The sequence below is a fragment of the Chitinophaga sp. genome, from assembly GCF_035564935.1.
Classification (GTDB): domain Bacteria; phylum Bacteroidota; class Bacteroidia; order Chitinophagales; family Chitinophagaceae; genus Chitinophaga.
On the sequence record NZ_DATMTE010000666.1, the window covers coordinates 1 to 13,747 of the forward strand.

10 protein-coding genes are annotated in these 13,747 nt (G+C 51.6%); 9 read left to right on the forward strand and 1 reads right to left on the reverse strand.

The window, feature by feature from the left end; genetic code table 11:
• The 8 genes from VN105_RS17105 to hisD form a co-directional block, all read left to right on the forward strand.
• The coding region (locus VN105_RS17105; RefSeq protein ID WP_325642745.1) for a sodium:solute symporter family transporter at positions 1-1,487 on the forward strand (1,487 nt) is incomplete at its 5' end.
• A gap of 10 nt (positions 1,488-1,497) precedes the next feature.
• Positions 1,498-2,313, forward strand: coding sequence for a glutamine amidotransferase (locus tag VN105_RS17110; RefSeq protein WP_325642746.1), 816 nt, complete (start codon positions 1,498-1,500; stop codon positions 2,311-2,313).
• Positions 2,314-2,316: 3 nt separating this feature from the next.
• Complete coding sequence (locus VN105_RS17115) at positions 2,317-3,528, forward strand: hypothetical protein (RefSeq protein ID WP_325642747.1); 1,212 nt, start codon at positions 2,317-2,319, stop codon at positions 3,526-3,528.
• A complete protein-coding gene (locus VN105_RS17120) occupies positions 3,525-5,660 on the forward strand; it encodes a hypothetical protein (protein WP_325642748.1) in 2,136 nt (711 codons plus the stop codon). Before VN105_RS17115 ends, VN105_RS17120 begins: the two co-directional genes overlap by 4 nt.
• Positions 5,661-5,664: 4 nt before the next feature.
• Positions 5,665-7,068 (forward strand): sialate O-acetylesterase, encoded by a 1,404-nt coding sequence (locus tag VN105_RS17125; RefSeq protein ID WP_325642749.1) that lies wholly within the window; start codon positions 5,665-5,667, stop codon positions 7,066-7,068.
• Between the two features lie 10 nt (positions 7,069-7,078).
• Positions 7,079-8,233: a glycoside hydrolase family 172 protein gene (locus VN105_RS17130; RefSeq protein WP_325642750.1), complete on the forward strand. Its 1,155-nt coding sequence runs from the start codon at positions 7,079-7,081 to the stop codon at positions 8,231-8,233.
• Between the two features lie 27 nt (positions 8,234-8,260).
• On the forward strand, positions 8,261-9,310 hold the full coding sequence (locus VN105_RS17135; protein WP_325642751.1) for a glycoside hydrolase family 43 protein: 1,050 nt from the start codon (positions 8,261-8,263) through the stop codon (positions 9,308-9,310).
• Positions 9,311-9,314: 4 nt separating this feature from the next.
• Complete coding sequence (gene hisD / locus VN105_RS17140; RefSeq protein ID WP_325642752.1) at positions 9,315-10,592, forward strand: histidinol dehydrogenase; 1,278 nt, start codon at positions 9,315-9,317, stop codon at positions 10,590-10,592.
• Here hisD and VN105_RS17145 read toward each other — a convergent pair.
• Complete coding sequence (locus VN105_RS17145) at positions 10,589-11,467, reverse strand: AraC family transcriptional regulator (protein ID WP_325642753.1); 879 nt, start codon at positions 11,465-11,467, stop codon at positions 10,589-10,591. The genes hisD and VN105_RS17145 overlap by 4 nt on opposite strands.
• Before the next feature lie 34 nt (positions 11,468-11,501).
• Here VN105_RS17145 and VN105_RS17150 point away from each other — a divergent pair, with 34 nt between their 5' ends.
• Entirely contained in the window at positions 11,502-13,736 is a 2,235-nt protein-coding gene (locus VN105_RS17150) for a DUF2961 domain-containing protein (RefSeq protein WP_325642754.1), read from the forward strand.
• Positions 13,737-13,747: the final 11 nt, after the last annotated feature.

Sequence of the window (13,747 nt, forward strand, 5' to 3'; positions counted from 1 at the left end):
TCCGGCCGCGCGCGGCAGCGGCCATGCGCTTATGGATCGCGCTTCGTACTTCCATGATCGCCATGCCGGCATGGACAGGCATTACGCTGCTGGCGGCGTATAAAATTATGGGACCGGCGTTCGGGCTTACTAAAGCGGAAACGCTTTACCTGGTAGTGCCTGTCTCTTTCCTGTTTGTTTTCTTTTCAGGCTACAAAGGAGTGGTGATTTCCAACCTGATCCAGATGGTGATATTTTTTGCCGGCACCCTTACGCTGGCGGCGCTTACGCTGGTTCATTTCGGCGGGGCCGCTGCTATGACGGCCGCACTGGGGCAGGCATTCAACAGCACGCACCCGGAAGTATTACAGCTGATGCCACCGGCGCAGCATTCCGTATTCCCGCTGGCGGCGGCCATGGCCTGGATGGTAGGGCAAAGCATCGGTTATGGCGGCGATGCGGCGCCAATGGGCGGCGCTATGGAGGGGCAACGTATTCTTTCTACCCGCACGCCGGCGGAAGCCCTTACTATGTATGTGGTAACCGCATTGAGCATGTTCCTGCTGTTGCTGCTGGTAACCCTTCCCAGTATATCCGCTGCCGTTATATGGCCGGAACTGCGCGTGGAAGGGGCGGACCGGGAACTGGTATATGGAAAGCTCATGAAAACAATGTTGCCTGCCGGCGCTATGGGATTGCTGGTGGCAGCAATGATGGCAGCCACCATGTCTACCGTGGGAGATAATCTCAACTTCGGCAGCCAGGTGCTGGTAAGTGATATTTATCGCCGCTGGTTTGTGAAAAACGCCAGCGAAAAACATTATATGCTCATTGGTAAACTGGGTATGGCGCTTATTCTTTCACTGGCGGTAGCGGTCGTATTTAACGTGAGCATTATTACTGATGTAGCCATTTTCATGCTGCAGCTCAGCGCGGCGGAATTGCCGGCCAACTGGGCGCAATGGTGGTGGTGGCGCTTTAACGGGCCGGCACGGATGGCTGCATCGTTTGGCGGCGCCGCTATATTCTGTCTCGTTGTATTAGGACCAAAATTGCTGATGTACCTGCATATACCCCAGGCGTCGCAACTGGTACTGCCCTGGTGGTGGCAAACCTTGGTGGTGATGGCGCTTACCACGGTGTTGTGGGTAGCGGTAGCATTGCTTACACCACCGGAGCCGGGGGAGCTGCTGCATGCCTTTTATGAACGCGCCCGCCCGCTGGGTTGGTGGCAGCAACAAGGTGGTAAGGTAACAGCGCCCATCATAAGGGGAATTGGTATTGCAGTAACAGGTTTTGCCGCTACTGCCATGCTTATTACGGGGCTTACGCAGGCGTGGTTTGCCCGTTACTGGCAATGCGCATTGTTATTATGCGGTTCCCTGTTGCTCTTTTTTGTTTTTAGAAAGATGGCCAACAGGTACCTGTCGTGGCTGGCCAATCGCGCCACGGTGAACAGACTGCCGCTTGAAACGCCATCGTTCGAATCTTTATCTCAAAAAGTATAAAAAGATCATTATGTCTGTTAAAAAAGAAGTCAGGACAAAAGAAGAACACGTACTGTACCTGGGCGATTGGGTATTTCACCTGGGCCCTACTTTTATAGAAACACCTTTCGGTACGGAAACAAAAGATGCGGATCTGCATTTTTACGGGGAACGCCTCACCGAAGCGCTGGAACATGTGGCAGATGTAACTACTCTTGCCAACTGGGAACTGTACCGGCTGGCGCCGGGTAAACTGGAAACCTTCCTGGAAGAGTCAGTAAGCCTTATTATCAGCGACGTGGAAGCGAAATGCTTCCACCTGTATCCCAGCTTTTTTGACCGCGCACGCCGCGAAAATAAAGTGGTCACTTTCCCGGACAGGCTCACCCTTATCAAGGATTGGATCAACGATGGCGGCGGCCTTATGATGCTCGGCGGCTGGTTGTCGTTCAGCGGTGTGCAGGGAAAATCAGGATGGGGCAGGTGTACGCTCACGGATGCACTCCCGGTAAAATGCCTGGTAACAGAAGACCTGGTAGAATCTTCCGCAGGGTTCACCGCAGAAGTGGTGGCGCCGGAACATCCTGCTGTAAAAAACCTTCCATGGCATAGCTTTCCGCCTATTTTCGGTTACAATGAAGTGAGCGCCGGAAATGGCGGCGAAGTGCTGGTAAGGGTAAAGGAAACCGGCCACCCGCTGGTGGTAGCGGGTACTTACGGCAAAGGGCGTGTGCTCACCTATATGTCGGATCCCGCTCCGCACTGGGGAATCAATTTTGAATTATGGGAAGGCTATGATGCTTTCTGGCAGCAATCGTTGCAGTGGGTGAAGAAACAAAATAAGTAATTGATGGATCATTCTACATTACGCGCAGGCGCTGCTGTTGCAGACATCACCCCGCCGCTGGAAGCGGGCCTGCTCACTTCCTCTGTACACGGGCGTTATGCACCTTTTACTTCGGTGCGGTTACCCCTGAAAGCCAGGGTGTTGGTGCTTTCCGGTGGTGCAGTCACGGTGGCGCTGGTATCGCTTGATCTGCTGGCGCTCAGCGACACCTCCACCGGCGGATGGGAGGTATTCAAACAGGGAATGGCAGGTGATATACCTGCGGAGCATATCATTATAACGTGTACGCATACACATAATGCGCCGGAGTCGGTAGCCTTGTCGCCGCTCTATTTAACGCCGGTATACCGTAAATGGCTACACGAAGTACAGCAACAGGTACAAAGGGCAATCAGTATAGCCCTGATAGCGGCAAAGGAATGCACGGTAAGCATCAGCGGCAGCGTGTTGGAAGGCTACTCGCTGCAACGCCGTATCCCCACACCGCAGGGCATTGTAATGTCCGATTCCCTGCAGCCCATTGCACCCGAACTGATGCGCCGCGGGCCGGTAGACCGCCGTGTGCATACCATCCGCTTTACTGCCGGTGATGGGGTGATAGCCACGGTAGTACATGCCGTTTGCCACCCGGTGCATGAAATGTGCCTGCCGCATATATCGCCGGATTTTCCGGGAGAGCTTTGCAACACGCTGGAAGCCACTGCTGGTAATGGCATGGCCATGTACCTGAACGGCGCTGCCGGTGATATTAACCCGCCTACGGTGTCCGAAGGTCCTGCTGCGGCAAAGGCGCATGGCGCTGCATTGGCGGCGGCAGCGCAGCAGTGCGTATATGCAGAGCCGTTAACCAGCGTATATCCTGGGTTTGCGCATCATGATATTATTTTCGGGATACGCACCGCTGCCGTTACCAATCCGGCAGATGCGCATGCAAGGGTGAATGCTATTGCCCTGGGACAACTGGCCATCGTTTTTCTGCCGGGCGAACCGTTTACAGCAACAGCTATGGAAATAGAAAATGCATCTCCCTTTCCACATACAATTATCACAGCATACGCCGAAAATACTATTGGCTATATCCCCGATCTCAAAGGATTCGCGGAAGGAGGATACGAAGCCGGTCCGGGTAAATGGTCGTTCCTGGAAACCGGTGCGGCTGCTGAGTTACAGGCCACTGCACTTCTTCTGCTGAACCAGCTAAAAAACAACGTATGAAAAAGAAACTACTGCTGGGCGCCCTGGTCTGCCTGTTGTGTACCTGTATACAGGTATTCGGAAAAGACAACACACTGCTGTTTTGCGGAAGCAATAAGAACGGGCTCTATCTCCTTTTAACGCAGGAGGGATATAAAGTGAAACAGTTTAGTACGCCGGCTGCGGCTATTACTGCCGCCACCAATGGCGCCGCTGTATTCATTGTATCGGATACTTACCCGGAAATAGATACAAAGCTGCGCATTACGGAAGAGCTGCTGGCAACCGCCAGACAAAAACAGCTGCAGCTGTATGTGGAATACCCTGCAGCCTTTCCTGGTTTGGACATACCTGCAAAGCCGCTGGAAACGAGGCTGGAACGTGGGGTAGTGACCACCAGCGATTTCGGTGCGCCATTACAACGCATGAGCTTACTGGGTATTCATAATTGTTATATCCTGCCTGTTATGGCAACTGATCCGCTGATAGTACTCGCAAAAGTAGTGGGCTTTGACAAAGCGGAATATGGACTGGACAGTACCAAAACATACCCGCTGCTCTTTAAACAGGATAATGTGTTTATTGCCACTACGGCATTGAGCAATTTTGAAAGAGGCAGGTACGGGCCTGCAGCTTCCATGAAACAGGTATGGACGTATATCCTTGCCCGTATGACCGGTGCTCCGGCGCTTGTTCTGAAACACTGGCCCATGGATGTAAAACCTATGTACGGCCGCAATGCCGCGCTGCCGGCGGGCGCCAGGCTTAACGCCATCCGTAAGGGAACCGCCTGGTTCTTTCACGGCCGTTTCTTCGTACATCCTGCCTGGCAAAAGGAATGGGAGGAATACAACTCCCGCGAAATGCCGACAGGCCCGCCTATCAGTGCGGATAAGCCTGATGGCAACGGCTCCCTCGGCATCATGGAAGGACATACCTCTACCATCAACTACGATGGTACACAGCAATACCGCTACTGGATGCGTGCAGATGTGCAGGGAGAAGTGAGCATGGCATTATCTGCCGCAGGCAGGTTGCTGAATAATAAAAGCTACTGGCAGAACGCGGCGAACCTCATTAACTATACGCTGAAAACCTCCAATATGAGGGCTGGTCCCAAGGCAGATCCCAACAGCCCGGCTTATGGCCTTATCGGCTGGGCTACGCCTAATCCCACTACGTTTTACGGCGATGATAATTCAAGGGCCATCCTCGGTATTCTCGGGGCTTCTGCTTATATGAACACCAGCCAGTGGGACCAGGAGATGGCGGCCGCTATACTGGCCAACTTCCGGACTACCGGCAAAGAAGGCTTCCGCGGTGAACGGCTGGAAGAAAAGGACATCATTAAAAACGGCTGGCAGTTTTACAGTAACCGGTCGCTGATCCATCCGTCCCCGCATTTTGAATCATGGATGTGGGCATTGTACCTGTGGCTGTATAATAAAACCCATTATGAACCGCTGCTTACCAAAACAAAGAATGCGATCAGGCTAACCATGGAAAGTTATCCGGACAACTGGCGCTGGGGCAGCAGTATGCAAACGCAGCGCGCCCGCATGATCCTGCCGCTGGCATGGCTGGTACGAGTGGAAGACACGCCCGAACACCGGCAGTGGCTCGATAAAATGGTCACCGAAATCATGAAGTACCAGGATGAAAGCGGCGCTATCAGGGAAGAACTGGGCGTAAAAGGAAAAGGGATGTTTAACCCGTTAAACACCAACTCCGCCTATGGATCGGACGAAGGCTCCCTTATTTTTAAGAACGGTGAAAAAGTATCCTGCCAGCTGTACACCTGCAACTTTGCATTGTTCAGTCTTAATGAGGCCGCCCGTGCTACTGGTAATAAAAAGTATAAAGAGGCCACTGATAAATTGTCGGCCTACCTTACCCGTATCCAGGTACAGAGCAGTAAACACAAGGACCTCGACGGCGCCTGGTTCCGTGCATTCGACTATGGCCGCTGGGATTACTGGGCTTCCAATTCTGATGCAGGATGGGGCGCCTGGTGTACGCTGAGCGGCTGGATCCAGAGCTGGATCGTTACTTCGCAGATCCAGGTAGAACAGCAGCAAAGCTATTGGGAAGTAACGCAGCAGTCGAAGATCGGCGGTCCGGCAAAATCGTTGATCAATACCATGCTTAAATAATTGTATGAAGATGAAAAAACATTTGCTGTTATGGTTGCTTACCTGTTGCGCAATATCACTGCATGCAAACATCCGTTTGCCAAAAGTGATCAGCAGTAATATGGTGCTGCAGCAGCAAAGCCAGGTAAAATTATGGGGCTGGGCAGAACCGGGAGAACGTATCTCCATAACCACTTCCTGGGATCAGCAGGTATACGCTGTAACTACTGCCGGCGATGCCGGCTGGAGCACCGCCATTACCACGCCCGTTGCCGGTGGCCCTTTTACCATCACGTTAAAAGGAAGGAATACCATTGAGTTAGTAAATGTCATGGCGGGCGAAGTATGGATCTGCTCCGGGCAAAGTAATATGGAAATGTGCGGCAATTGGGGGCTGAAAGATATCAAAGCTATACAACCCACTGCATACAACACCAATATCCGTTGCTTTAAAATAGCCAAGGCCACGGCAGCGTATCCGCAGGAGGATGTTACTGCGCAATGGGTTACCTGCGACAGCGCCGTGCTCAATACTTTCAGCGCGGTGGGTTATTTCTTTGGAAGAAAATTGAACGAACAGCTACACGTACCCATTGGTCTCATTGACGCCAGCTGGGGTGGCACCGCTGCAGAAGTATGGACGCCGGACAGCACTGTTAAAAATAACCCGGTGTTAAAAGAAGCGGCAACACATATATTGCCCAACGGGATGTGCCCGCACCTGCCGGGGGTAGCCTGGAATGCCATGCTGGCGCCGGTTACAAACTACACTATTGCAGGCGTTACCTGGTACCAGGGAGAAAACAATACAAGTACCGCAGCTGCCTACCGGCTTTTGTTCACTTCCATGATAGACGCATGGCGCAGCGCCTGGCATCAGTTGCTGCCTTTTTATTTTGTGCAGATAGCCCCGTTTAACTACCGCGAAAAAAATGTGGGCGCCCTGCTGCGGGAAGCACAACAGCAAAGTATGCAGCATCCGAACACCGGTATGGTAGTAACTACCGATATCACCGGCAACGTATACGATGTACATCCCACCAATAAACACGACGTGGGCTACCGCCTGGCAAACTGGGCATTGGGGGAAACCTATCACCGGAAAGAGTTCGTATACCTGTACCCGTTATATAAGGAGATGATGATAAAGAAAGATAAAGTGATCATCTCCTTTAAAAATGATTCACAAGGCATCACCATAAAAGGAGATAGCATTGCACAACTGTTTATAGCCGGAAGCGACCGGGAGTTTCATCCTGCGCAGGCCACGGTGAAAAATAATTCCCTGGTGGTATGGAGCAAGGAGGTGAAACAGCCGGTAGCGGTACGCTACGCTTTCAGTAACACCGCTATCGGCAACCTGTTCGGCAGGAACGGTTTGCCGGTAGCGCCTTTCCGCACCGACCAATGGGAGGCGCCCACTAAATAAATGATACTACATGAAACAGCTCATTTGCTTATTACTCGTTATATCTTGCGCCCGTTTATCCGCGCAAAACCTTGCTGACCTGGCACAGATCAGGGAACATGTTACCACAAAACGTATCAGCAGTTATGATAAGGCCGGTGGCCCCAACGATAACCTGCAGCATATAGAAAACGGCGGCAAACGCACATTGGTAGACATCAAAGGCGCCGGCATCATTAATCACATCTGGATCACCATGTGGCCTGCACCGGATAAGCTCAGTCGTAATGATGTGATCATCCGCATGTACTGGGATGGTAAGCCATACCCTTCCGTGATATCGCCCATTGGTCCTTTTTTCGGTCAGGGCTGGAATGAATCGTATCCCTTTACTTCACTGCCGTTGGCGGCTGCACCTATGGATGGCACCAGCCTGGTGAGTTATTTTGCCATGCCTTTTTCCAACGGTGCAAGGATAGAAATTGAGAACCAGTCCGGCACAGAAATACAGCCGTTCTACTTTTGTGTGGATTATGTGGAGATGCCCAAATTACCCGCTAATACCGGCCGCTTTCATGCCTGGTATAACAAGCAGCTCATGGGTTCGCAGGATAGTATAGAAAATGAACATTGGATCTTTGGTCCTGAAGGAAATAACACGGATGGACGCAATAATTACCTGGTGGCGGATATCAAAGGAGAAGGTCATTTTGTGGGAATGAATTATTATGTACAATCGCCTTCGCCGCTTTGGTATGGAGAAGGGGATGATATGATATTTATAGACGGAGCAACAACACCCTCTCTCAACGGCACCGGTACAGAGGATTATTTCAATACGGCCTGGGGGCCAAAAGTATTATACACGCATCCTTATTTTGGATATGCAAGGGTGAACAACGATATAGGCACGTTGGGCCGCACACACCTGTATCGCTTTCACATCACGGATCCCATTTATTTCAGTAAGTCGCTGAAGTTTACCATTGAACACGGCCACAATAATGAAATGACACTCGACCTTGCCAGCGTGGCCTATTGGTATGCGAAAGAGGCGTCTCCGGTGCCAGACATACCGGATGCCAAAGCCCGTAAACCCATGCCGCTCATCAACTCTTATGATATTCACCGCTGGCGTAATGAATGGCGGAAAAACAGGGGCAAAGATCCGAAATTATGGAACTAACTATTTCCTCATCATATATCTTACTAAATGAAAAATATATCCTGGTTATTACTGCTGATTTTTAGCGTATCCTGTGCAGGTAAAGGAAAAGATTCCACGGTAGCGCCGCCTCCTGTTAATGCAGATACTACATTCTCCAATCCGCTGCTGGATGGTGGCGCCGATCCGTGGGTATACAAAAACGGCAATGCTTATTATTTTCTTTGCACCAATGGCGGCAATATCAGCATCCGCAAAACAGGCGCCATGTCGGCATTGAGAGAGGCTACTCCGAAAGTGGTATGGACGCCGCCTGCCACGGGCCCCAACTCAAGGAATATCTGGGCGCCTGAATTACACCGGCTTAACGGCAAATGGTACCTGTATTATACAGCAGGCGCTTCGCCGGACCTGTCTACACAGCGCCTGTTTGTGCTGGAGAATGAAGCGGCTGAACCACTCGACGGCGTTTGGAAAGACAAAGGAAAAATATTCGACACACAGGCAGACTGGTTTGCTATTGACGGTACGGTGCTAACCTACAAAAATAAAAGCTACTTTATCTGGAGCGGGCAGATCTCCAATAAAGACATCACACAACGTATTTACATTGCGGAAATGGAAAATCCCTGGACGCTGAAATCAGCCAGGGTACAGATTTCTATGCCGGACTACGCCTGGGAAAAGAACGGTATACCGGTGAATGAAGGGCCGGAAATATTACAGGGTCCTAACGGACAAATTATACTGGTATACTCCGCGAGCAGTTGTGGAACAGACGATTACGCACTTGGTATGCTGCGTCTTAAAGAAAATGGCGACCCGCTGAATCCTGCCGATTGGAGCAAATCAGAAAAACCGGTGTTTACAAAAAGTGTGGCTAACAGTGTATATGGTCCGGGTCATAACGGCTTCTTTAAATCGAAGGATGGGAAAGAAGACTGGATCATTTACCACGCCAATCCACATGCAGGCCAGGGCTGTGGCGGCGCCCGCAGTCCGCGTATGCAGCGCTTTACCTGGAAGGCGGATGGTACGCCGGATTTTGGGGAGCCACTGAACCCTTATTACAAACTTAGAAAACCCTCGGGGGAATAATATTATGGCTGTTTATTTAAAAGAAGGAAAAAGTGAAGCGGCATTAAAAGCTGCTGATGCCGGTATAAGGGAAACGGTAGAGAAAATGATCAGGGAGATAGAAACGCACGGCGATAGTGCCGTAAGGAATTATTCTGCTTCCCTGGATCACTGGTCGCCGGCCGCTTTCCGGTTAACGCCGGAAGCTATACAGGAAATCGTGAACCGCACACCGGAACAGGTGATCCGCGATATCCGCTTTGCACAGCAGCAGATCCGTTTCTTCGCGGAGCAGCAACGTGCTTCTATCCGCGATATTGAAATTGAAACGTTGCCGGGCATTTTCCTGGGGCATAAAAATATCCCGGTGAACAGCGTGGGTTGCTACATACCGGGTGGAAGATACCCCATGGTGGCTTCTTCACACATGAGTATCCTCACGGCGAAAGTAGCCGGCGTGAAACGGGTAATTGCCTGTACGCCACCGATCAACGGGCAGATACCGGAGGCCACGGTATGCGCCATGCACTTTGCCGGCGCCGACGAGATCTATATTTTAGGCGGCGTACAGGCGCTTTGTGCCATGGCAATAGGCACAGGGTCCATCCCGGCGGTAGACATGATTGTGGGCCCCGGAAATGCTTATGTTGCGGAAGCCAAACGGCAGCTCTATGGAAGAGTGGGCATCGATCTCTTTGCCGGTCCTACGGAGGTGCTGGTGATTGCAGATGAAACCGCCGATGCGGAAATGGTGGCCTGCGATATACTGGGCCAGGCGGAACATGGCCTCACTTCTCCCGGTGTGCTTATCACTACTTCTGAACAACTGGCGCGGGAAACACTGCTGGAAATAGAAAAGCAGCTGGCAGTATTACCCACGGCAGATGTAGCCCGGGTAGCCTGGGAAAACAATGGTTCGATCATATTAGTGAATGATGAGGCGGAAGCCATTCGTATAGCTGATGAAGTGGCCAGCGAACATGTAGAGGTGCTTACCCGTAACCCGGCTGTATTCCTGGAAAAAATGACGAACTACGGCGCATTGTTCCTGGGGCCTGAAACCAATGTGGCCTATGGTGATAAAGTGATTGGCACCAATCATACGCTGCCAACCCGCAAGGCGGCTAAGTACACCGGCGGCTTATGGGTGGGCAAGTTCCTGAAGAACTGTACTTACCAGCGTTGCACACCGGAAGCCAGCGCTATGATCGGTGAATATGCCATGCGGCTGTGTGAGCTGGAAGGCTTTGCCGGGCACAAGGCACAGGCGGCGCTGCGCGTAAAACGCTATGGTAAAAGTTAACCCGTTTTTGCCTGCACGTATACCTTCTGGTATTGCAGCGGCGTTTTCTGTGTAAGCAGCTTGAACTGCCGGTTGAAATTGGAAAGGTTGTTGAACCCGCAGGTGTAGCCAACCTGCGACATGGGCAGGTTGTTTTCTATCAGCAGTTTGCAGGCATAGCCAATGCGTACTTCCATCAGGAACTGCCAGTATGTTTTCAGCGTCCTGGATTTGAAGTACCTGCAAAAGGAATTGGGACTTACATTAGCGGCGGCAGCTACATCTTTGAGGGTTATTTTCTGCTGGAAATTATTAAAGGTATAATGATAGATCTTATTAATATTATCCGTGTTAATGGTATTGTAGGAATTAACGAACCCAACGCTGGACAGCAGGGTACAGTCTTTCGAACCGGCAATGGTATCCAGGATATTGAGCAGGGAGGTGATCCTTTGTACCTGGCTGGCTTTCAGGATGGCTTCCATTTCCCGGCTGATCCGTTCACGGGTGGCGCCATGTATCCGGATACCATGCCGTGCTTTTGTAAGCAGTTCTTTTACGGCTTGCATTTCCGGCAGGTCCAGGAAACCGGGACCCCAGAAGTGATCGCTGAAATGAATGGCAATGGCCTCTATCCGTAACCCTGGCTGGTCCTGGAAGTAAATGGCATCGCTCCGCCACATATGCGGAAGTTCGCAGCCAAGCAGCACCAGGTCGCCGTCTTCGAACCTTTCTGTACTGTCGCCCACCAGGCGCATACCACTGCCCTTGCGGATCAGCGTAAGCTCTATTTCCGGGTGGTAATGCCAGTGATTATAAAGGTAAGGGTAGATGTCTTCCCGGATGCTGAATGAATAGTTATGGCCGGTATCAACCTTGCGCAGGATCGGTTTCATACAACGGAATTATTGAATGAAGCTAATACAATTTATGATAGTTGCAAAACACATACTACCGCTGAAAACATACCTGGTAAAGTATTCCGGGTTTGCCTGTTTATTGGTGACGCTCCTGTGCAAACCATCGCTGCCACTTTTGGCGCAGCGCCTTCCCGTTATACCTGCCGGCGCAGATGCCTACCTGAAATGGGATCAGTGGCCCATGCAACGGTTCGGTATGCGAACTTATATGAGAAGCACCTACGACCGCACCGGCGGCAACGATGCGGCTGATGCCAGCCACTATCTTTTTATGAACGGTGAAACGGATAATGTTACACTGGATGTAACGGGAACGGGCATACTTTATTTCTTTCGCGCTAATCACTGGCATGGAAGTCCCTGGCATTTTATAACCGACAGGAAGGAACATACCATACAAGAAACCGGGACAGCAGATCCCGCAAATGCCATCCGGGATATCAAGGCCAGTGTTTTTATCCCGGCGGCGCCATTTCCCAGGCCCATGGCATGGACCTGGGCCGATACCAAAGGGGCAGATCTTATCTGGACACCCATCCCATTCCGCGAGTCCCTGCGCATTGCTTACTCCCGCACCCACTATGGCACAGGATATTACATCTACCAGCTGTTTGCTGATCCCGGTAATCTTTCCCGCCGTATCCGCAGCTGGGACATCCACAAAGCACCGGAGAAAAAGATGGTGGACCTTGTTAGCAAAGCAGGGCAGGACATTGCCCCGTTGCATATTCCCACCCGCAGCGGCGCCATAAAGCTCAATAACGAAAGGGTAACGCTTACGGATATACGTGCTGCAGCCGTAGTGAGGGCATTAAAACTTACCATACCGGTGGCAGATGCGGAAGCACTGGAAAGACTCCGCCTGCTGGTTACCTGGGATGATGCGCCGCAACCCTCCATAGATGCACCGCTCTGCCTGTTCTTTGGCGCCGGTACATTGCACAACCGCGATAACCGTGAATACCTTGTAAAAGGCTTCCCCATTAATATCCGTTACGACAGCGCAACACAACAGGTAACACTGGCCTGCTATTATCCCATGCCGTTCTTTAAAGCGGCAAAGTTTGAGCTGGCAGGTATCACTCCCGGCGAAACATCCGTTAATTACGAGATCCGCTACCAGCCACAGGAAATAAACCCTGCATTCAGCAGCTATTTTCACGCAACTTACCGCGATTTCCCCACACCCGGATTGGGGAAGGATCTAACGTTACTGGATACACGCGGAATGGAAGGTGAAACGGAATGGTCGGGTAACTTTGTGGGCACCTCCTTCATTTTTGCGCACAACGGCGAGTTGGGCACACTGGAAGGAGACCCGCGCTTTTTCTTCGACGACAGCCAGTCGCCGCAGGCGCAAGGCACGGGTACGGAAGAGTGGGGCGGTGGGGGCGACTACTGGGGCGGCAGGAATATGACCCTTCCCTTCGCAGGGCATCCCTGCGGTGTAGCCCGTAAGGACCAGGCAAAAAACAAGAAGGAGCTTATCCACTCGGCCTATCGTTTCCTCCTGGCCGACCTGATGCCCTTTGGCCGCAATGCCCGTATACAACTGGAGCATGGGGGGGACAACCGCTCTGCTGAACACTATGAAAGTGTTACCTACTGGTATGGTTTACCAGCCCCCACACTGGTAAAAACAGATGAACTGGACATAGGCGATGTAAACAGTGAGCAGCAACATGCCTATCATTCTCCGCAGGCATCGCCTGTGGAAACGATTGTTTCCCGTTATGAACTGGGGCCTGATTCCGTGAACAGTAAAGGAGCAGGAAAAGTTGAAGTATACCCCGCTCATAAAGAGGATGGCCGCTATACCACGGGCGCATCGGAATTTAACATTCGCCTGGATCCTGCCAACCAGGGCGCGCTGTTGCGCCGTATGCTGGATTACAGCCATCCTAACCAGAAAGCAGCAGTATATATTGCAGACAGCTCCGGTCGCAAATGGAAATTTGCAGGCACCTGGTATCTTGCCGGCGCCAACACCTGTATGTTCAGCCATCCGCCAAAGGAAACAGATAAAAGGATGTATAACGTACAAACCAGCAACCGCCGTTTCCGCGACGATGAATGGCTGATACCGGCGGCGCTTACCAAAGGCCGCAGCAGTATCCGGGTGAGGATCGTGTTTGAACCGGTGGAACAGGAACTGTATCCCGGGTATAAATTTCCGGGAAAGAATGCATGGAGTGAACTGCGATATACCGCATATAGTTACGTGGTGCCGGTTATAAAGAACTAAACATCTGGGAC